The 20,042-nt window shown below is 71.6% G+C and carries 17 protein-coding genes; 4 read left to right on the top strand and 13 right to left on the bottom strand.

Annotated features, from left to right (window positions below; translation table 11 throughout):
• Window positions 1-11: 11 nt before the first annotated feature.
• Window positions 12-482: a hypothetical protein gene (locus QF035_RS06785; protein WP_307518950.1), complete on the bottom strand. Its 471-nt coding sequence runs from the start codon at window positions 480-482 to the stop codon at window positions 12-14.
• Between the two features lie 190 nt (window positions 483-672).
• Between QF035_RS06785 and QF035_RS06780 the strand changes: the two genes are divergently transcribed.
• Together QF035_RS06780 and QF035_RS06775 are read left to right on the top strand one after the other, a co-directional pair.
• Window positions 673-1,890: a sensor histidine kinase gene (locus QF035_RS06780; protein ID WP_307518947.1), complete on the top strand. Its 1,218-nt coding sequence runs from the start codon at window positions 673-675 to the stop codon at window positions 1,888-1,890.
• Window positions 1,887-2,489 carry a response regulator transcription factor gene (locus tag QF035_RS06775; RefSeq protein ID WP_307518945.1) on the top strand — a complete coding sequence of 201 codons (603 nt, stop codon included), beginning with the start codon at window positions 1,887-1,889 and terminating at the stop codon, window positions 2,487-2,489. Before QF035_RS06780 ends, QF035_RS06775 begins: the two co-directional genes overlap by 4 nt.
• A gap of 35 nt (window positions 2,490-2,524) precedes the next feature.
• On the opposite strand, the gene QF035_RS06770 is transcribed toward QF035_RS06775, so the two are convergent.
• From QF035_RS06770 to QF035_RS06725, 10 genes are all read right to left on the bottom strand, one after another.
• The gene (locus tag QF035_RS06770; protein WP_307518943.1) at window positions 2,525-4,066 is read right to left on the bottom strand and encodes an ABC transporter ATP-binding protein; all 1,542 of its coding nucleotides are present in this window, start codon (window positions 4,064-4,066) and stop codon (window positions 2,525-2,527) included.
• Window positions 4,063-4,938 carry an ABC transporter permease gene (locus QF035_RS06765; protein WP_307518941.1) on the bottom strand — a complete coding sequence of 292 codons (876 nt, stop codon included), beginning with the start codon at window positions 4,936-4,938 and terminating at the stop codon, window positions 4,063-4,065. Before QF035_RS06765 ends, QF035_RS06770 begins: the two co-directional genes overlap by 4 nt.
• Complete coding sequence (locus QF035_RS06760) at window positions 4,935-5,888, bottom strand: ABC transporter permease (RefSeq protein ID WP_307518939.1); 954 nt, start codon at window positions 5,886-5,888, stop codon at window positions 4,935-4,937. The genes QF035_RS06765 and QF035_RS06760 overlap by 4 nt, the downstream gene beginning before the upstream one ends.
• Window positions 5,885-7,462 carry an ABC transporter substrate-binding protein gene (locus QF035_RS06755; protein WP_307518938.1) on the bottom strand — a complete coding sequence of 526 codons (1,578 nt, stop codon included), beginning with the start codon at window positions 7,460-7,462 and terminating at the stop codon, window positions 5,885-5,887. The genes QF035_RS06760 and QF035_RS06755 overlap by 4 nt, the downstream gene beginning before the upstream one ends.
• A 76-nt stretch (window positions 7,463-7,538) precedes the next feature.
• Complete coding sequence (locus tag QF035_RS06750) at window positions 7,539-8,318, bottom strand: class I SAM-dependent DNA methyltransferase (RefSeq protein ID WP_307518937.1); 780 nt, start codon at window positions 8,316-8,318, stop codon at window positions 7,539-7,541.
• The gene (locus QF035_RS06745; RefSeq protein ID WP_307518936.1) at window positions 8,315-9,547 is read right to left on the bottom strand and encodes an MFS transporter; all 1,233 of its coding nucleotides are present in this window, start codon (window positions 9,545-9,547) and stop codon (window positions 8,315-8,317) included. Before QF035_RS06745 ends, QF035_RS06750 begins: the two co-directional genes overlap by 4 nt.
• A complete protein-coding gene (locus QF035_RS06740) occupies window positions 9,531-10,577 on the bottom strand; it encodes a mandelate racemase/muconate lactonizing enzyme family protein (RefSeq protein ID WP_307518935.1) in 1,047 nt (348 codons plus the stop codon). The genes QF035_RS06745 and QF035_RS06740 overlap by 17 nt, the downstream gene beginning before the upstream one ends.
• Window positions 10,574-11,659 carry a PLP-dependent cysteine synthase family protein gene (locus QF035_RS06735; protein WP_307518934.1) on the bottom strand — a complete coding sequence of 362 codons (1,086 nt, stop codon included), beginning with the start codon at window positions 11,657-11,659 and terminating at the stop codon, window positions 10,574-10,576. Before QF035_RS06735 ends, QF035_RS06740 begins: the two co-directional genes overlap by 4 nt.
• Complete coding sequence (locus QF035_RS06730; protein ID WP_307518932.1) at window positions 11,656-12,585, bottom strand: Rossmann-like domain-containing protein; 930 nt, start codon at window positions 12,583-12,585, stop codon at window positions 11,656-11,658. The genes QF035_RS06735 and QF035_RS06730 overlap by 4 nt, the downstream gene beginning before the upstream one ends.
• Entirely contained in the window at window positions 12,582-13,838 is a 1,257-nt protein-coding gene (locus QF035_RS06725) for an ATP-grasp domain-containing protein (protein ID WP_307518931.1), read from the bottom strand. The genes QF035_RS06730 and QF035_RS06725 overlap by 4 nt, the downstream gene beginning before the upstream one ends.
• Before the next feature lie 315 nt (window positions 13,839-14,153).
• On the opposite strand from QF035_RS06725, the gene QF035_RS06720 reads away from it, so the two are divergent.
• Together QF035_RS06720 and QF035_RS06715 are read left to right on the top strand one after the other, a co-directional pair.
• The gene (locus QF035_RS06720; RefSeq protein ID WP_307518929.1) at window positions 14,154-14,900 is read left to right on the top strand and encodes an SAM-dependent methyltransferase; all 747 of its coding nucleotides are present in this window, start codon (window positions 14,154-14,156) and stop codon (window positions 14,898-14,900) included.
• A gap of 238 nt (window positions 14,901-15,138) precedes the next feature.
• Window positions 15,139-15,861, top strand: coding sequence for a peptidoglycan-binding domain-containing protein (locus QF035_RS06715; protein WP_307518928.1), 723 nt, complete (start codon window positions 15,139-15,141; stop codon window positions 15,859-15,861).
• A gap of 70 nt (window positions 15,862-15,931) precedes the next feature.
• Here the strand turns inward: QF035_RS06715 and QF035_RS06710 are convergent, their stop codons facing one another.
• Complete coding sequence (locus tag QF035_RS06710; protein ID WP_307530925.1) at window positions 15,932-16,627, bottom strand: alpha/beta fold hydrolase; 696 nt, start codon at window positions 16,625-16,627, stop codon at window positions 15,932-15,934.
• Window positions 16,628-16,692: 65 nt separating this feature from the next.
• A complete protein-coding gene (locus QF035_RS06705; RefSeq protein WP_307518927.1) occupies window positions 16,693-19,980 on the bottom strand; it encodes a family 78 glycoside hydrolase catalytic domain in 3,288 nt (1,095 codons plus the stop codon).
• Window positions 19,981-20,042 lie beyond the last annotated feature (62 nt).

Below are 20,042 nucleotides of genomic sequence, written 5' to 3'. Positions count from 1 at the left end.
CGGGGATTCGGTCAGCAGCCGTACTCGCCTCGGCGGCGGAGCATGACGAAGAACATCAGCGGGAGCATCACGAGGTGTTCCAGGGCGATCATCGAATCGGCGCCGACGACGTCGAGCCAGAGCAGCGGGAACAGTGCGAGCGCCGGCGCGAACATCGCACCGCACATCTCCAGCGTGCTCGCCCAGCCGTGGCCGCGCCTGCGCATCCAGAAGGCCATGCCGACGGACATGTCGAACGCCATCTCCAGCGAGGCCAGTTCGGGATGGCGACTCGCGGAGAGCTCGGTTCCGGCGAGTGCCAGGACGCCCCGGGTCACCGCGCCGAGTACCAGCATCCCGACGACCATCGCGACCACCATCTCCAGGTAGTGGCGCGCGAAGTGCCGCTTGCCGCCGTGTCGCTCGACCGGCATGCGCCCGGAACCGACCGGTACGGCGCCCTGAGTGTGCCGCGTCTGCCGCTGCTTCGGCCGGATCTGCATGACGGGCTCTCTTTCCGTACCGGGTGGGTGTTGCGGACGTCTCCAGACTGCGACCGGGCGAGAATCGCGCGTAGTGCCGAACCCGCATGCGGCCGCGTGGAGTTGTCACGTCCTCGGATGACATCTGTCATGCCGGGACCGGCCGCACGGCAACTGCTCCCGATCGGCCGGCTTCGGGGACAATGGCCGGATGGGGGACGGGGCGAACGATCGTGGCGCGGGGCTGACGAGCTTCCGCCGCTACACGTGGCTGACCGTGCCGGGCACAGCCGGGTGTGTGCAGCTCCTCTTCGTCGGGGAGTGGATCCTCGACGAGGACGTCGAGGTGTGGGCCCGGGGCCCGGCCGCCGTCGCCCTGGTGGTCGCGGTGCTGGCCAGCGTGGTGCTGCTCGGCAGGCGGCTCGCGCTGCTGCCGGTGGCCGGGACGCGCCCCGGCAGGCTGCCCATGGGGTGGCTGATCGCCGCGTGCGCGGCCGGTGCCGTGCTCGCGGTGTGTCCGCTGGCCGTGCGGAACTACGGGTTGTGGGCGGTCGCGCCGGCCATGGTGGTGGCGATCGTCGCGACCTACCTCGCACCGAGCAGCAGACGGCCGCTCATCGCCTGCGCCGTGGTCCTCGCGTCGCTGCCCGGCGCTGTCGTCAGCCTGGTCGCAGGGGACGGGAAGCTGCTGTACGCGACGCTCTTCCCGCCCGGGCTGGTCGCGTTCACCGTCTGGGTGATGCTCGGGCCCCTGTGGGCCTGGGACACCGCGCGGCGGCTGGACGACGCAAGGCGGCTGGAGGCGGAGGTGGCGGTCAAGGACGAGCGCCTGCGGTTCGCCGCCGACCTGCACGACATCCAGGGCCATCATCTCCAAGTGATCGCGCTGAAGAGCGAGTTGGCGGCACGGCTCGTCGAGGTGGACCCCGGTCGTGCCGCCGCGGAGATGAAGGAGGTGCGTCGGCTGGCCGCCGACGCCCTCGGCGACACCCGGGCCGTGGTGCAGGGCTACCGCCGCACGAGCCTGGACGACGAGATCACCAACGCGACCCGGGTGCTGGCCGCGGCCGAGATCGACGCCCGGATGACCGTAGAGCCCGCCACGGCCGTCACCGAACTCGCCGAGCCGGCCCGCCATCTCCTGGGTCTCGTGATGCGGGAGACCACCACCAACGTGCTCCGGCACAGCAGCGCACGGCACGCCGAGGTCGACTGCCGAGTCACCGGCGGCCTCGCCCGGCTGCGAGTGAGCAACGACGGCGCCGATGAGCACCCACCCGGTACCAACGGCACCGGACTGGGCACACTCAGGGAGCGATTGCAGGCGGCCGGCGGCGAGTTGACCTGGGACCGCGACGGCGAGCGCTTCGTGGTCGAGGCCGCGCTGCCGGTGAAACCGGGGAACACCGGGAACGGAGCTGCGAGTTGATCCGACTGCTGATCGCCGACGACGAGGACCTCCTCAGAGGCGCGCTGGCCGCACTGCTCGGACTGGAGCCGGACCTCGTCGTGGTCGCCGAGGCGTCCACGTCCACCGACGCGGTACGGCTGGCGCGCGAGCACCGCCCCGACATCGCGGTTCTCGATCTGGAGATGCCGCCCACCGACGGGCTGCGCGCCGCCGAGGAGATCCGCGCCGAACTCCCCACCCAGATCGTCCTGGTCACCCGGCACGCCCGCCCCGCCGTGCTGCGCCGCGCGCTCGCAGCCGGCATCCGCGGCTTCGTGCCCAAGACCACCGCCGCGGCCAGACTGGCGGAGATCATCCGTGATGTCGCCGCCGGCCGCCGGTACGTCGACCCCGACATCGCCGCCTCCGCGCTGACCGAGGACGACTGCCCCCTCACCGACCGCGAACTGGAGGTCCTGCGCGCCGCCCGCACCGGAGCGTCGGTCGTCGAGATCGCCGCGGCGGTCCATCTGGCCCCGGGCACGGTCCGCAACTACCTCTCCGCCGCCATGTCCAAACTGGGAGCGTCCACACGCCACGCCGCCGCGCATCACGCGTGGGAACAGGGCTGGATCTGACCGCCCGGTGCGAGCGAACCCCGCCGCTTCTCCACCTAATGCTTCCCCAGCGATCGCCCCTGCAGTGAGTGCTTCTCCGTCAATGACACCGTGAACGGATGCGCGGGCGCCGTCAGGATGTCCTCGGCCGACCCCTGCTCGACCACCTGCCCGGCGTCCAACACCGCGATCCTGGAAGCGAGCCGGGCCGTGTCCAGGTCGTGGGTGATCAGTACGAGAGACAGCCCGTCGCGATTCCGCAGCAGCCCGGCGAGCAGGTCGAGGATGCCCCGGCGGGTGACCGTGTCGAGCCCGGAGGTGATCTCGTCACACACCAGGACCCGCGGCCGCGCGAGCAGGGCCCGGGCCAGTGCCGCCCGTTGGAGCTCGCCACCGGAGAGCCGGGCAGCGGAGCGGGCCGCCAACTCCCCAGCCAGACCAAGATTGTTGAGCACTTCTGCTGCCTCGGCTCGCGCATCCCGAGGGGGCACCCCACGCAACCGAACCGCCGTACGGGCCACCTGGTCGAGCACCGGCCGACGCTCGTCGAAGGAGGCACGCGCGTCCTGGAACACGTACTGCACGGCGGCCAGTTGACCACGCGCACGGTCTCGCAGACTGCGCGGCAGCGCGACCCCGTCGAGCAGCACCTCTCCCACGTACGTGCGATGGAGTCCGGCCATACAACGGGCGAGCGTCGTCTTTCCGCTGCCCGAGCGGCCGAGGACGGCGAGGCATTCCCCGGAGCGCAGGGCGAGTTCCGGCGTGTGCAGCACCTCGACATCGCGGTGCCGGGCGCGGAGACCGCGGACCCGCAGCACGGTGTACGAGTCCGACGTTGCCGGTGCGTCGCCCGTCAACGTCGGCTGCTCCGCGAGGAGTTCACGCGTCCACGGATGCGAGGGCGCGAGCCACACCCGTTCCGTCGGCCCGGACTCCACGACCCGGCCGTCCCGCATGACGAGCACCTCGTCGGCCAGTGCGCGTACGGTCTCCAGGTCGTGGCTGAGCAGGACGACGCCGATGCCCCGTGCGGCGACGGCCGCCAGTTCGTCGACCACGCGTCGCTTCGTCAGCGCGTCCTGCCCGGTGGTGGGCTCGTCCGCGACGACGACCCGCGCGCCGAGGAGCAGGGCCTGCGCGAGGACGACGCGCTGCTGCTGGCCACCCGAGAGCTGATGCGGGAAGCGTCTCAACAGCCGTGAGCCATCGTGGAGTTGAGCCATTTCCAAGGCGTTCAGGACGTGTTCCCGTGCCGCGGCCCGTCGGGCACGGCGAGGCAGTTCGCGCACCTGGCCGCGCGCGATGTCGTACAGCAGCGCACCCACCCGCCGCGCGGGGTTGAGCACCGCCGCCGGATGCTGCGGGACGTAACCGACCAGGGCCTCGTCCACCCGTACGGAGCCGGTCACCCGCGCGTCCGACGGGAACTCTCCGAGCAGCGCACGCCCTGTCGTGGTCTTCCCGCTGCCGGACGCACCCACCAGCGCAGTCACCCTCCCGGGCAGAACCCGCAGGCTCACCTCGTCGACGATGCGCCGTCCGCCGACCTCCACGGTCAGCTCCTCGATCTCCGCGACCGGGGTCAACTCGCTCACGGACGTGGCTCCTTCGTCCGATCACGCACATCGACGCCACGACGAACGACAACCCGTTCCGGGGTGACATCCCGGCCGGCGCTCAGCAGCGCGTCGAAGAGCAGATTGCATCCCATCGTCAGCGTCACGATCAGCAGTGCCGGGACCACCACGGCCCACGGCTGAACGAACAGCCCCGTACGGTTGCGGTCCACCATCACCGCCCAGTCGGCCGCGTCCGGCGCCACCCCGATGCCCAGGAAAGCGGCCGTGGCCACCAGGTAGAGGACACCCGTCAGCCGCACCCCCGCGTCGGCGGCGAGCGGCCGCAGGATCGACCGGCCGACATGTCCGACGGCGATGCGCCACCACGACTCGCCCTGCATCCGCAGCGCCTCCACCGCCGGACGCGAGGCCACATCCGCCGCGGCGGCACGCACGATGCGTGCCGCGTCCGGGATGTTGACGAGCGCGACCAGCAGGGCGAGACCGGCCGCGCCGGGCGAGAACACGGACGCGACCAGCAGGATCATCAGCAGCGACGGCACGGCGAGGAGCACGTCCAGCGGCCGCATCAGAACCTCTTCCAACCAGGTCCGATGGGTGAGCGCGCTGATCAGCCCGACCGGCAGCGCCACCAGGTAGGCCAGCGTAGTCGCCGCGAGCGCCACGACCACCACGGGCCGGCCGCCGAACAGCACCTGCCACCACACGTCACGCCCCACGAAGTCCGTGCCGAGCCAGTGCCCGCCGCCGAGCGTGAACGAGGTGGCCCGCGGCCCGGGTTCACCCGCGAACAGCGGCCCGAACAGGGCGAGGACCAGCGGTACGCACACCAGGGCGGCCCCGAGCGCGAAGCGCCCCGACGGCAGCCACTTCTCCCGTCTCCTCACGCGGCCACCTCCGCCCGTGGCGCGAACCGGTGGGCGACGAGATCGGCCCCCAGGTTCAGCACGACGGTGATCACTCCGAAGACCACGGCGAGCCCCTGCACCACCGGCACATCCCGCTCGGCGACAGCGTTCATCAGTACGGTCCCAAGGCCGGGAATCACGAACAGCGCCTCCACGACGATCACCCCGCACAACAACCAGTCGACCGTGCGGGCGAGTTGCTGCGCGGCGGGCGCCATCGCGTTCGGCAACGCGTGCGCGTACCGCACGCGGGCGCCCGGAATCCCGTACCGGCGGGCGTGCGCCACGTACGGCGAGGCGAGCGCGTCGATCATCCCGGCGCGCACCAGTCGGGAGAGCGAGCAGACCGGCCGGGACAGCAGGACGAGCACCGGCAGCACGAGCGCGGCCGGATGCCCGAGGAGATCCGTGCCGTAGCCGACCGCCGTCGGCGGCAGCCAGTCGAGCCGGAGCGCGAACACCGTCACCAGCAGCACCCCGAACGCGAACTCCGGTACCGCGTACACCCCGAGCGTCACCGAACTGATCAGCCGGTCCACGAACCGCCCCTCGTACCTCGCGGCCAGCACCCCGAGCCCGACCCCGACCGGCACCAGTAACGCGACCGTGAGACCGGCGAGCAGCAGGGTGGGACCGAAGGCGTCGGAGATGTACGAGGAGACGGGCCGACCGGACGTCAACGAGTGCCCGAAGTCCGCGTGCAGCAGGCCCGTTGCCCAGTCGGCGAGCCGTTCGTACGCGGGCCGGTCCAGGTCCAGCGCTTCGCGGATGGCGGCGATCCGCGCCGGATCCGGCTGGTCCCCGGCGAGGGCCACCGCCGCGTCGCCCGGCAGCGCCTCGGTGAGCGCGAAGACCAGCACCACCACGGCCACGGTCTGCGCGCCACCGAGCAGCAGCCGCCGGGCGGCCCACGACCCCAGTCCGCTCACGCCAGCCAGACCTTGTCGAACCGCGCCCAGTCGAGCGAGTTCGCGGGCGCGGTCCGCTCAACCCCCTTGACCGTACGGGCTGTTCCGATGATCCAGTCGGCGAACCCCCACACCAGGAATCCGCCCTCGGCGTACAGCCGGCGTTGCATCCGGTCGAACACGGCGGCGCGATCCTTCTCGTCCTTCGTGGACTGCGCCTGGTGGTAGAGCGCGTCGAAGTCCTTGTGGTGCCACTTGGTGGCGTTGGTGGTGGAGTCGGTGAGCAGCCGCTGCGAGATGTGCGACTCGATGGGCATGGCCCCCGAGCGGTAGCAGCACAGGGTTCCGGAGTCGAGGATGTCCGCCCAGTAGGAGTCCTTGCTGCCCATCTTCACCTCGACGGTGACACCGGCCTTGGCGGCCTGGTCGCGGAAGATGCCGGCCGCCTCGGTGAACCCGGCCGCGACCGCCGATGTGTCCAGCGTGACCTTCAGCTTCTCCGCGCCCGCCTTCTTGAGGAGGGAACGGGCCCGGTCGAGGTCCTGCTCGCGCTGCGGCAGGCCGTCCGCGTAGTACTCGTACCCCTTGCCGAACAGGTCGTTGCCGACCACGCCCGCCCCGGACAGCGCGCCGTCGATCAGCTCCTGGCGGTCGGCGATCAGGAAGAACGCCTCCCGGACCCGCTTGTCGTCGAAGGGCGGCCGGTCCGTCTTCATGGCGAAGGCCTGCATGGCACTGTTCCGCAGCCGTACGATCTCGATCTGCCCCTTGCCCTCATGGGCGCGCGCGGTCGTCGGGTTGAGCTCGTGGGCGTACTCGACCTGCCCGCCGAGCAGTGCGTTCACTCGCGCGGACTCCTCGTTGGCGACGACGAACTCCAGCTCGTCGAGGTGCGGGGCGCCGTCCCAGTAGGCCTCGTTGCGCCGGAAGACCGCCGAGCGGCCCGGCGCGAACGACACGAAACGGAACGGCCCGGAGCCGACCGGCTTCTTGTCGAAGTCGGCGTCCGACGTCGCGTCGGGCACGATGTACGCGCCGAACGCGGCCAGCACATTGGGGAATTCGGCCGTCGGCCGCTTGAGGACGAACTCCACGGTCCGCTCGTCGACGGCCCGGCTCGCCTTCAGGTCGATGGGTTCGAGGGAAGCCTTCGCGCGGAACGCCTTCTCCGGATCGGCGATACGGCGGTAGCTGAACAGGACGTCCTCGGCGGTGACGGGCTTCCCGTCGTGGAAGTCCGCCTTGCGCAGGGTGACGTTCCAGCGGTCCAGGCCCGCGTTCGGCTCCCAGCCGGAGGCCAGGCGCGGCTGGGCGGAGAGGTCGTCGCCGTAGTCGGCGAGCTTGTCGAAGAGGGCTTTGGCACGGGCCACGTCGGCGAACAGGTTGGCCAGGTGCGGATCGAGCGTCTCGCTCGCACCGCCGCCCGCGAAGGCGGCCCGGAGCCGCCCGCCGCGCCGGGGCTTCCCGTCGTTCGCGCTCCCCGCGTCCGAGCCCGAGTCGTTGTCCGAACTGCCGCAGCCGACGAGGGCGAGGGCGCCCACCCCCGAGGCGGCGGCGAGGAAGCCTCTACGACGGAGGCCGGGGTATTCCCGCATGACGATGTCCTTGCTGTGTGAGATGGATGAAGCGGCTGAAGCAGGGATGCGTGTGAGGCAGGGATGCGTGGTGCGGTCAGGCGCCGAGCCGGGCCACTACGTGCAGCCGGTCGGCCTCGGTCGACGTCCCGGGCAAGTCGCCCTCCTGCCACGGCGGTTCGGTACGCGGCCCCGGACCGTCGTGCAGCGCGAGCACGGTGAATCCGTGGGAGGTCAGGAAGTGCCGCAGTTCCTGCGGCAACAGCAGCCGCCAGGCCGACCGCTGCTCGACCGGCTCCGAGCCGTCGTCGGCCGTCCATACGCGCGTACGCCGCAGGAGTTGCGCAGTGCGGTCGACGTACAGAGTCGTCGTCGACCGGTACGAAATCCCCCGCCAGGCAAAGGCGTTGACCCTCGGTGTGTTCAACAGGTCGTCGCGGCCCAGGAAGTAGGCCCCGTTGCGCATCTCGGCGACGAGCAGCCCGCCGGGTGTCAGGCTCCTGCGACAGGAGGCGAGGAAGCCGTCGAGGTCGTCATTGGTGTGGCAGTACAGCAGCGAACTGTCCAGACACACCACGGAGTCGAAGACTCCGAGCGAGAAGTCCCGCAGATCGGCGCGCACGTACTCCGGGCCGGGGTGCCGATTGCGGGCGTGCGCCAGCATCGCCTCGGAGAGGTCGGCCCCGACGACCGTCCGCCCGGACGCGTGCAGCTGGGCCGCGTCCCGGCCCGTGCCGCAGCCCAGGTCGAGGACCCTCGGACCGGCCGCGTACCGCCGCAGGCAGTCCTCGGCCCAACGCCCGGCCAGCCGCTCGGGATCGGGGAACCGGGCCTCGTACAGCACCGGGTTGTCGGTCAGCAGATTGCCGCTCGTCATACCGTCGCCCCAACGGGCACGGGACGCTCGGGCAGCGCCTTGAGGCGACGCAGCCAGGTGACCCCGCCGGCGGACACCAGGCCGAAGACCAGGCAGCAGGCCCATGGCAGCCAGGAGGCTCCCCGCTGGTCACCGGTGTCCATGGCCCAGCCGACGACCGTGTTGCCCACGGCCGCCGCGATCCCGGACACCATGTAGAAGATCCCGAAGTACGTGCCGGTCAGCTCCGGCCGCCCGAAGCCCGGGATCAGCTCCATCACGAAGGGCTGGGCGACCATGACGCCGATGTAGAGGAACAGGACGCCGACGAGGACGGGCACGGCGTGCCACAGCTCCGGCGGTGCCCCCGACACCAGCATCGGCGGCAGGAAGGCGAGGCCCATGAGAGCGAGCCCGGCGCCGATGGCCTGGTGGCCGCGGTCCTTCAGGGCCCGGGTCAGGCGCATCTGCAGGGCGAGATTGGCGAGCGTGCCCACCAGGAAGACGAGCCCGGCCGCGCCGTCCCAGCCGGTGGCCCGGCGGGCGCCGTCCGGCAGGAGCAGATACAGCTGGTTCTCCAGGGTGAACATGCCGACCATGGCCAGCGAGAAGGCCAGGAACGCGCGGTTGCCCACCACCTCACGCCAGTCCGCGAGCACACCCCCCGTGCTCTTCGGCACCGCCCGCGCCGGCAGCACGAGCGCCTGCGCCACGGTCAGCACCGCGAAGATCCCGGCTGCCGTGAGCGCGGAGGCCCGGAAGTCGAACAGCAGCAGCACACTGCCGAGCAGCGGCCCGATCAGCGCGCCGGTGGTCGCGAAGACGTTGAACAACGCGAACGCCTCGGCCTTGCGCTCACCGGCCTCCTGCGCGAGATAGGCCCGCACGGCCGGGTTGAACAGCGCCCCCGCGAGCCCGCTCAGCACGGACGCGGCGAGCAGCACGGCGAGCCCGTCCCCCAGAGCGAACAGCGCGAAGCCGACCGTACGCACCGCGCACCCGGCGATGATCACGCCGCGCGCCCCGAGCCGGTCCGCGGCCGATCCGCCGATGAGGAACAGCCCCTGCTGACTGAGGTTGCGCACCCCGAGCACGATCCCGACGACGGCCGCCGACATGCCCAGGTCCTCGCCCAGATGCGTGGCCAGATAGGGGATGAGCAGATAGAAACCGGTGTTGACGCCGAGCTGGTTGACCAGCAGCAGCCGGATCGCGGGCGAGAAGCCACGTATCTCATGCAGCGTCTTCACGGCCCACCCGCCTCTCCCGTACGCCGAGCCCGGGCAGGTCGTTCGCCCGTACGACGCCGTCGGCGCCCCCGATCCCGGTCCACGGGTCGTCGGCGAGCAGCAGATGCCCGTCGAGGTCGGCCCAGCGGGCGCGGTCGGCGAGATGCACGGCGGGCGCCAGGCCGAGCGTGCTGGCGGTGAGACAGCCGAGCATCAGCTCGGTGCCGCTGCCCTCGATCAGCTCGGCGATCCGCAACGCCGCGTACGGACCTCCGCACTTGGCGAGCTTGACGTTCACGCCGTGCACCCGGCCCGCGAGACGGCGTACGTCCTCGTACGTGACGGTGTCCTCGTCGGCGATCAGGGGCAGCGGTGAACGCTCGGCGAGCCGCGCCAGGGCCTCCGGATCACCGGGGGCAAGGGGCTGTTCGACGGCTTCGACGCCCAACTCGGCGTAGTGGGGGAGTAGTTGCAGGGCCTGGGCGGTCGTCCAGGCACCGTTGGGGTCGAGAAGCAACCGGGCCCGGGGCGCGGCGGAGGCGATGGCTCGTATGCGGTCGAGGTCGTCCTCGGGGTCCGGGGCACCCGCCTTGACCTTGATGACGGTGAAGCCGCTGTCCGCGAGCGAGCGGGCCTGCGCGGCGGCTCGCTCGGTGGGGATGATCCCGATGGTGCGGGCGGTCCGGGCGCTCGGAGCGTGCCGCGCGCCGAGCAGCCGGTGCACCGGGACGCCGGATCGCTTGCCGCACAGGTCGAGCAGAGCTGCCTCGACGGCCGCGGTCACCGCTGGCGGCCGGTGGCCCGCGGGCCGGTCCCTCAGCGCGCTCTCGGGGTCGCCGAAGCGGCCCAGATCCAGACCGGCCTCGTACAACTGCCGTTCAATTACAGCGGTGTCGAGACCGTAGTAGACGCTGGTGACGGCCTCGCCGTGGCCGGTCAGGCCCTCGTGCTCGACCGTCAGCCAGACGGCGTCGCGGGCGGCCATCGTCGAACGGGATATGCGCAGCGGCTCGGCGAGCGCGAGTCGCACGGTGCGCAGGGTGGCCTTCACGGGCTCCCTTCCAAGGGGGTGTGCAGGGGGTCGGTGACCGTGGTGCAGCGGACCCAGCCGGTGGCCTCGACGGCATGCGGATGCGGGATCTCGACGGGCCGGGTGGCGGCGCCGGCCGGGTCGAGGCCGTGGACGGCCGTGAAGTCGTCGTCGTAGACCGTGCCGAGGTAGCGGTGCGGCCCGTCGGGGAAGACGGTCGCGACCACGGCCCCGGGATGGACGCGGGCGGCCCATGCCGAGACCAGCGCCACCGCGCCGGTGCTCCAGCCGCCACTGACGAAACTCCCGCGCGCGAGGCGTCGACAGGCGTCCGCAGACTCGGCCGGGCCGACCCAGTGCACCTCGTCGAAGGCCTCGTACGCCACATTGCGCGGATGGATGCTGCTCCCGAGGCCGCGCATCAGGCGGGGCCGCGCGGGCTGGCCGAAGATGGTGGAGCCGGTGGCGTCCACACCGATCAGACGCAGCCCCGGCCAGTGCCTGCGCAACGGCCCCACCACTCCGGCACTGTGGCCGCCGGTGCCGACACTGCACACCAGTACGTCCAAGTGGTCGAGCTGGGTGGCGAGTTCGGCGGCGAGAGACGCGTACCCGGCGATGTTGTCCGGGTTGTTGTACTGATCGGGCCAGTACGCGTCCGGCAGCACCGCCAGCAGCTCCCGCAGCCGGGCCAGCCGCGCCGCCTGCCAGCCGCCCACGGCTGCCGGACGGTCGACGAGTTCGAGGCTTACCCCGTACGTGCGCAGCAACTGCCGCATGGACGGCTCCAGTTCGCTGTCGCCGACCAGCACGATGGGATGGCCCAGTGCCTGCCCGGCGAAGGCGAGACCGATCCCGAGCGTCCCCGAGGTGGACTCCACCACCGGGGCGCCGGGGCGCAGTTCACCCCGCTCCCGGGCCCCGAGCAGCATGGACACGGCGGCCCGCGCCTTCATGCCACCGGCGCCGAGCCCTTCGAGCTTGGCCCAGAAACCGGGCTGGGGGCACGGCAGATCGGTGGTCACCCGGGCCAGCGGTGTGCGGCCGAGGAGCGCGAGGAGATCGGGGTTGGCGGTGAGGGGGCGCAGCGCGGCCGTCGTCACAGCGTGGCCTCCGTACAGCTGTCGCGATGTCCGGACGGCTGGCCGGACCGGTGTCCACGACCATTTCCGTGTCCGGGTCCGTAGCGGTGGATGACGCCGGGACCGCCGTCCAGCCAGAAGAAGGGGTACGGCTCCGCGCACACCGCGCTCACTCCGGCACCGAGGAAACGCGGCAGGACGGCACTTCCCGTCTGTGCGAACATCACCAACTGCTTGCCGACGCGCAGGGCATGCTCCCGCAAGGGTTCGAAGGACCCGTTGCCGAGCGTCATACCGGACGCCAACACGGCATCGCAGCGGTCGAGTTCGGCGAGCGCGTGCGTCACGATCGGCTCGCCCCACTCCGTGCGGCCGCCCTTGAGATCGCACGGTATGTACGGGACACCACGTGAACGGAGCTCCTCCAAAAGGGAGTTGACTACGCCGACGACGAGCACGGTCTGTCCCGCCCGGACGTCCAGCAACTCGACGACGGCCTTCGCCCGTGCACGGGATTTCTCCAGGGAGCTCCCGGCGGGCAGCGGGTGGGGGAGTGCCCCGTTCTCCGGCGTGTGGGGGGTGACGTGCATCAGATACGCGTCCAGCGCCGCCACCCTGACCGGCGTCAGCGGATGCTCCAGCAGCAGTGCCACGTCCGCGCCGGCACAGTCGTCCACCGCGCCCCCGGACAGGGCACCCGGTTCGACCGCACAAGATCCGACGGCCCGGTCGAGGCGCAGGCTGAGCACCTCGTTGCGGTATCCGCCGCGGCGCCCGTCGTGACGTACGGCCTGGCTGGTGGTGAAGGCCACGGCGATCCGCAGGGTGCGGGGGTCCGGACCGAGCCGGCCGGCCAGGACACGGCTCACCAGGCCGTCGTACGAGGTCGGGGCCGTGCTGTCCCGGACGGCCGTAACTGCCGCCCCCGCGCCGACCGCCGCGCTCATCGGGCGCTCACCCGCGGCCGCAGTCCGGACAGCAGCGACTCGACACGGGCCCGTGCGCCGAGCCCCTCCGCGTCACCCGCCATCACATGGCCGAGGTACTCGTTGTTGCTGCCCGCGGCCTTGACCGCCCGCCCCGGCTCGGCGAGTTGGACCTCCAACACATCCTGGGCGCCCCGCACTTGATCGCAGCCGTCGATCGACTCCAGCGTCCCCGCGGTGTCCGGCACCAGGAAGCCGACGGCGGCGCTGCGCAGCCCGGTGTCGCTCCGCCGCAGGTCGGGGGCGTGGCCGAGGGCCACGTCGACGCAGGCCGCGGCCAGGTCGAGTCCGGTGACGTGCCGGATCAGCTCGGTGATGCGGTTTCCGGCCGGGCGGGGGTTCACCTCGACGACACGCGGACCGGCGGCGGTCAGCTTGATCTCGGTGTGGGCGACCACGGAGTCGAGGCCGAGTGCCTTGATGGCCTGCACCGCGGTGTCCTGGGCGGCCTCCGAGTCGGCCGGGGCGAGCACGGCCGGGAACATATGGCCCGTCTCGATGAAGGCGGGCGCTCCGCCGACGCTCTTGTCGGTCACGCCCACCACATGGGTCGTACCGTCGAACGACACGGTCTCCACGCTGACCTCGGGCCCGTCGAGGAGTTCTTCGAGCAGGAGGACGGGCGCCCGGACCTGGCCGCGGGCGTTCACCGGGAAGTCCGCGATCGCCCGGCAGGCGTCCGCCAGCTCGCGCTCGTCGTCCACGCGCCGCACAAGCATGCCCGCGCACAGGTCGACCGGCTTGACCACCAGCGGGAAGCCGAGGCGGCGCGCGGCCTCCTCCGCCTCGGCCCGGTCGGCGCAGACTGCGAAGAGCGGGCCGGGAACGCCTGCCTCGCCGAGGACGCGGCGGGTCGTGTCCTTGCGGCAGGCGTTCTCCACCGATTCCGGTGTGGGGCCGGGGAGCCCCAGCCGGGCGGCGATCCGGGCCACGGTCGGCAGGTAGTAGTCGCAGGACGTGACCACTCCGTCGAAGCCGAGAGCCCCGTGCAGGCGCTCGATCTCCGGCAGGAGGGTGTCGACGTCGTTCGTGTCGGCGGTCAGTACATTTCGGGACGCGAGCAGGGGGTGGGCCGTGCCCTCCGGGGCGGAGCGCAGGTAGTGGTGCAGATCGCGGGTGAGGAACGTGAACTCGTGCCCGCCCTCCCGGATCGCCCGTGGCAGCAGTCTGCTCATCGACCCGACCCAGCTCTCGACCACCAACAGATGAGCCACAACTCCCCTTTCGTGCAAGCCGGTTGAGGTTCCGGGCACGCCGGGGGCACCCCATGGCGGGGCGCGGACGGCGTGACCGACGCACACGCTATCGACAATCATTTTCATTGTCATCTGATTGCCTGTCCTTTGTTGCCGACGCGGCAAAAAACTGTTGGACAGGGCCGGACGGGCGGATCTAGCCTCGCCCGGTCCGAGTGATGGTGTGCCTACCGAATGAGGTGCGGGAGATGACGGTCCTGGCGAGCGCGGCCGCGTACGACGGGCTGCGTACTTCAGCCACCACGACCTCCTCGGACCGAAGGAATCCCAGAAGTGGATCTTCCACGTAGCTTCACCATCCGCGAGAGCGGACACCGCATTCACAACCCGTTCACCAGCGAGAAGCTGGCCACCCTCGGCCGGGCCCTCGGCCTGGCGCCCGGGACGAGCGTGCTCGACCTCGCCTGCGGCAGCGGCGAGATGCTGTGCACCTGGGCGCGCGACCACCAGGTGACCGGCACCGGGGTGGACATCAGCACCGAGTTCCTCGCTGCGGCGCATGTCCGGGCGACGGAGCTCGGGGTCACCGACCGGGTCGCCTTCCGGCACGGGGACGCGACCGGCCATGTCGCCGACGAACCGGTCGGCGTCGCGGCATGCCTCGGCGCCACCTGGATCGGTGACGGGGCGGCCGGCACCGTCGAGCTGCTCCGGCGGAGCCTCGCGCCCGGCGGGATCATGCTGATCGGCGAGCCGTACTGGCGGCGCGAGCCCCAGGACCAGGCCACCGTCGAGGGCTGCCACGCCACCACGAAGGACGACTACCGCCCGCTCCCCGAGCTGCTCGAACTCTTCGGGCGGCTCGGCTGCGACGTGGTGGAGATGGTCCTCGCCGACCAGGACAGCTGGGACCGGTACGTGGCCGCGCAGTGGCTCAACACCCGGCGCTGGCTGGACGCCCATCCCGACGACGAGATGGCGGACGAGATGCGCGAGGACCTCGCCACCGGACCCGTACGCCACGTGCGCCACCAGCGTGAGTACCTGGGCTGGGGCGTGTTCGCGCTGATGAACCGCTGACGGGTACCGGGTGGGCCCCACCGGTACGACGCACTGACATGCGGCTCCACCGGTCCGAGACACTGATGTGCGAAGGAGCCCACCCGGCTGTCGGCTTCAACAGGCAGCGGCCCCGTCGAGAATCCGGCCTCGTCCGGGCGTCGGTCCACCCCGGGGCGATCAACTCGGCGGGCCGCTGTTGAACTTCCGGGCGGGGGTACCCGTATCACTCCTCAGTACCGCCCGGAGGGAGAGCAGGTTGTCGACACCGTCCGACCCACAACTGCCACCGAACCGGTCGGCGCTGGAACCGACCCACGTCATGCGCCGGCGCCGGTCCGGAGCCCTGTCGGAGCTGGTGCGGCAGGTCCAGGAGAGGGAACGCGACCCGGACGACGGGTACGAGGTCGTCGCGGTCCCGGGGGAGTACACCTCCGCACTGCCTCGGACGGCGGAGGACGACACCCAGGAACTGCCGCCGTACATCGTCGACTTCGGCAGCGACGAAGGCCACGATCAGGGCGGCACACGCGGACGCCAGGTCGCCCGCACGACGGCGCACGGCCGTACGTCCCTGTTCCGCCGCACGGCGATCGCCATCGCCGCGGTGGCCGCCGCCCTGGCGGGATTCAGCGCGGCCCTTCTGCTCACCTGGGACCGCGACGCCACCGACGACAAGGCACAGGCGCCGCCCCCGGCCGCGTCATCCGCTCCGGCACCGTCCCAGCCCGCCGCCGCTCCCGACCCCGACGGCGCAGGCACCCTCCGTGAGGGCGACAGCGGCCCGGAGGTGAGCGACCTCCAGGAAAGACTCCTCCGCATCCCGAACGTCTACGAGGGCGGCACGGCCACCGGCCTCTACGACGCCACACTCACCGCGGCGGTGGCCCGCTTCCAACTCTGGTACGGCATCCGGGGCGACGAATCAGGCGTCTACGGCAACGACACCCGCAGCGACCTGGAATCCCGCACGGCGTCCTAGAACGGGCGGAGCCGTGGCTCCAACTGCCGCTCCGTGTACGTCTCTTACGTGTACGTCAACTCCGCGTACGTCAGATCCAGCCCTCCAACGACTTCATGAAGTCGTCGAAGTCGTCCCGGTGGATGGTGTGGCCCGCGCCGGGGACCGTGCGGACCTCGAAGTGGCTTGTTCGCAGGTGGGCGGCGTCCTCGGGGCCGATGAGGAAGCTCGGGTCGGCGAGTTGGACCAGTGAGGGGACCACCGGCTGGGCGGGAAGGAAGCCGAGCAGGGGACGGTCGCCGAGGAAGTGGGCCGTGTCGGGGTCCCAGTCCGCGAGAGTGGCGAGTTCGACGTCGACGTCGGCCTCGTCCCAGCGGGGGTTGAGCCGGGCGATGTGCTCCCGCGTCGCGTGCTTGCCCGCTACGAACGCGGCCGCGTCCACCCGCCGGTCGGGCGCGGACGTCGCCCAGACCGGGTCGCAGTACACCGCCCGGCACGGCCGCAGCCGGTCGATGGCCAGCGAGAGCGCGAGCCCGCCCAGGGAGTGCCCGATGGCCACGTCCACGCGCCCGGTCAGCGTGTCCACGAGGTCGCGGGCGAAGAGCGCGGGGCTGTACTCGCCGCGCGGCGACGCACCGTGCCCGCGCAGATCCACCGCGACCACCCGGTACCCGCGCTCGGCGAGCGCCGGTCCGACCCGCCGCCAGGTGCGGGAGTCGGACATGATGCCGTGGACGAGCACGGCGCTCTTGTCGCCGGATCCCCACGTACGGGTGTTGAGCTGCACGTTGATGCCCTTCTCGGTCCGGGGCCGGCCGCGGTCGCCGGCCCCGTTCTCGCCGCCGTCCCACGTCACCCGGCGGCTCGGGCCCGGGCCACGAACTCCCAGCCGCCGTGCGCCACTTCATACACCACGAACCCCGGCTCCACCCGCACGAATTCCGCCCCGCCCGGCGCCTTCACGGCCGAGCGGCTCGCCGCGGGCACGTACACCTCGGCCGTCGAACCCACCGGAACCCGCACCGACAGCCGTGTCGAACCGTCCACGACCGACCATGCCGCCGAGGCCTCGCCACGCACCGTGCGGACCGAGGTGCGGGCCCAGTTCACGCCCGTACGGCCGTCGGGGCGGACCGTGAAGGTCCGGTAGCCCGCGTCTCCGGGACGCAGTCCGGCCACGTTCTCGTACAGCCACTGCACGACCGTGCCCTGGAAGTAGTGGTCGCGGGAGCGCGAGTCGAGCGGCCACATCTCCCACATGGTGTCGGCGCCGTTGTCGAACCAGTAGCCCCAACTCGGGTACGTGCGCTGGGTGGCGATCGCGTGCGCCACCTCGGGATGGCCCTGCGCCGACAACTGCCGCAACAGCACACTCGTGCCGAGCGCGCCGGTGTTGAGATGGTTGCCGCGCTGCTTGATGTCGGCGAGGAGAGAGTCGACGACCGTGGCCCGGGCGCCCGGCGGGACCAGCCCGAAGGCGAGCGGAATGCAGTTGTTGGTCTGGCGGTAGCCGGGATCCTTCGCCGTGCGGTAGTGGCCGTCCGGGCCCAGGAAGGCCGTGTTGAACGCCTCCTTGAGCCCGGCGGCGGCCCTGCGATAGCGGTCCGCGACCTCGGCGTCGCGCAGCAGATCCGCCAGTTCCGCCGTGCCCGTGAGCGCTCGGTGCAGATACGCCGTCGCGGTCAGCCGGGTGTCCTCGGGCGGGTTGCCCCCGTACCCCGGCGGCAGATAGTCGCCCAGGGCGGTCACCGCGAGCCCGTCCTTGAGCCGGGAGATCTCCCAGTCCAGGTAGCGGGTCAGCGGCGCCCAGTGGTCGCGGGCCAGCCGCTCGTCCCCGTAGACGCGGTACATCTCCCGCAGCAGGAAGGGGTACACCGTCGTCCACTCCGGCGACGGACCGAGGTCGCCGTAGCCCCAGCCGCCGCTCGGGACGATCACCGGCAGCTGCCCGTCGGTGTTCTGACTGTCCTTCAGGTCACCGAGCCACTTGGAGAGGAAGCGGTGCATGCCGAGGGCGTACGTCATCACCGGCGCGCCGAGCTGCGCGTCACCGGTCCAGCCGTTCTTCTCGTACATCGGTGTGTCCGTCGGTATGCCGTGCAGGTTGTTGAGCACCGTGCGCCGCATCGCCGCCTCCAACCGCTCGTAGAACGGCTCGGAGCACGCGAAGGTACCCGTCTCCGCCACGCGCGTATGGACGACCCGGCCCAGCACCTGAGACGGCTTCGGCTTCGCGGGCAGCCCGCTGATCTGCACGTAACGGAAGCCCTTGTACGAGAACTTGGGCTCCCACACCTCGTCGGCGCCGCCGCCCGCGCACACGTACTCGTCGGTCTGGAACCGGCCCGGCACGTGCCCGGTCTCGGCGTGGACGCTCCCGTCGGACTTCAGCTTCTCTCCGTGGATCATGCGCACGGTCGTCCCGGCGCCGGCCCGTACGGTCAACTGTGTCCAGCCGGCCATCGTGCGGCCCATGTCGACGACGTACACGCCCTCGCTCAACTCCTCGACGGCGACCGGGCGTACGGTGTCGACGACCTCGATCGGATCGTGCGGCTGTGCGTGCAGGGCGCCCTTCGGGGCCTCCTGGCGCTTGACCTTCCGCCAGCCGCCGTCGTCGAATCCGGGGCGGGACCAGGCCGGTCCGGGCGACTTACGCGCGTCGTAACTCTCGCCCGCGTACAGGGAGTTGGAGAGGGTCGGGCCCTCGGTGATCCGCCACCGGTCGTCCGTGACGATCGTGGTGCGGGAGCCGTCCGGGTGGTCGACCTCCAACTGGCCGAGGAGCCGCGGCTCGCCGTGCCACGGAGGAAGGTGCCAGTTCCACACGTTCGGTGTCGTCATGCCGAAGAAGCCGCGGCCGAGGGTCACCCCGATCGCGTTGGTGCCCCGCCGGAGGTGGTCCGTCACGTCGTGCACCGCGTACAGCACGGTCTCGTCGTAGTCGGTGAAGCCCGGGTCGAGGACCTGGCGGCCGACGCGTCTGCCGTTGATCTCGGCGTCGTAGTAGGCGAGGCCGCTGATGTAGAGCCGGGCGCGCGCCACGGGCTTCGGCACGGCGAACTCGCGTCGCAGCAGCGGAGCCGCCTGTTCGGTCGCCGCGATCGACACACCGTTGCCCCACGGTCCTTGGCCGTACGCCGCGAGCACGGCCGCCTCGGGCCACCCGCTGTCGTCGAACTCCGGCCGCTGCCAGCCTTCTTGCTCACTCTCGGCCGAGCGCCACCCCTCACCCGTGACCAGTTCGACCGTGTCCGATCCGGTCTCCACGATGAGCCGTACGAGCAGTCCTCCGGGGTTGACGGAGGCGTTGCCGCGGTTCGTCGCCAGGGCGGCGACCACGATCGGCCCGGACCCGGCGGCCCGCACCTGCTCGGTGACGTCGACGAGATGGCCCTGCCGCCAGGCGTCGGTCTGCTCGGGCTGGTGCGCCACCCGCTCGCCACCGAGATACAGGGTGAAGTCGTCGTCGGCCGTGGCGAGCAGCGTCGCCTTCCGGATCTCCGCGCCCGCGGCCGGCGTCAGCGCGCCGCGGAACCAACGGGGCCCGGCGGGCGCGCTGTTGGAGGTCGAGCCGGGAGACCAGATCCAGGACGCACCGGTGAACTTCGGCGGCTCCGGTGCCGCCTCCGCGCCGATCCAGAACCCCTCCCAGGCATCCTTGGACAACGTTGTCTCCCACCAGCGGGGCGCGCTCCACGCCGACGGCCGGCCCTCGCCGTCCCACACCCTGACGTGCCAGTGGTAGCGGGTGCGCGGATGGAGAGCCGGGCCGTCGTACACGATCCCGACCGTACGGTCCGACGTGACCCGCCCGGAGTCCCAGACCGTGCGCCGCCCCTGACGCAGGCCCTTCTCGCTCAGCGCCACTCTCACCTGGTACGCGGTCTGCCGGGCCCCGCGCCCATCGGCGGCCAACTCCCAGGTCAGTCTGGGCTTTTCGACCTCGGTGCCGAGCAGTGTCTCGGCGTACTCGACGGTCGTGCGCTCGACCCGCAGCCGGCCGGCCCCCGAGGCGTCGGAGGCCGTCCCCGCAGACGCGGTGGCGGTCTCGACGGCCCCGGAACCCAGAGCGGCTGAGGCGCCCGCTCCGGCGACGGAGGTGCGGAGGAAGGCGCGGCGGTTCCAACCCTTGGTCATCTGGGCCCCTTGGTTGCGTACAGGCGTGCACGGATGCGGGTGACGAAGTGATGAGGGAGTTT

It is taken from the genome of Streptomyces umbrinus (genome assembly GCF_030817415.1).
Classification (GTDB): domain Bacteria; phylum Actinomycetota; class Actinomycetes; order Streptomycetales; family Streptomycetaceae; genus Streptomyces; species Streptomyces umbrinus_A.
This window is presented reverse-complemented; position numbering and strand designations above follow the sequence as displayed.

What these genes read in the sequence shown, in the direction of transcription:
- QF035_RS06750 (WP_307518937.1), bottom strand. Translation starts at nt 8,318, where the DNA reads ATGACGAGCGGCAATCTGCTGACCGACAACCCGGTGCTGTACGAGGCC.
- QF035_RS06785 (WP_307518950.1), bottom strand. Translation starts at nt 482, where the DNA reads ATGCAGATCCGGCCGAAGCAGCGGCAGACGCGGCACACTCAGGGCGCC.
- QF035_RS06780 (WP_307518947.1), top strand. Translation starts at nt 673, where the DNA reads ATGGGGGACGGGGCGAACGATCGTGGCGCGGGGCTGACGAGCTTCCGC.
- QF035_RS06730 (WP_307518932.1), bottom strand. Translation starts at nt 12,585, where the DNA reads ATGAGCGCGGCGGTCGGCGCGGGGGCGGCAGTTACGGCCGTCCGGGAC.
- QF035_RS06705 (WP_307518927.1), bottom strand. Translation starts at nt 19,980, where the DNA reads ATGACCAAGGGTTGGAACCGCCGCGCCTTCCTCCGCACCTCCGTCGCC.
- QF035_RS06755 (WP_307518938.1), bottom strand. Translation starts at nt 7,462, where the DNA reads ATGCGGGAATACCCCGGCCTCCGTCGTAGAGGCTTCCTCGCCGCCGCC.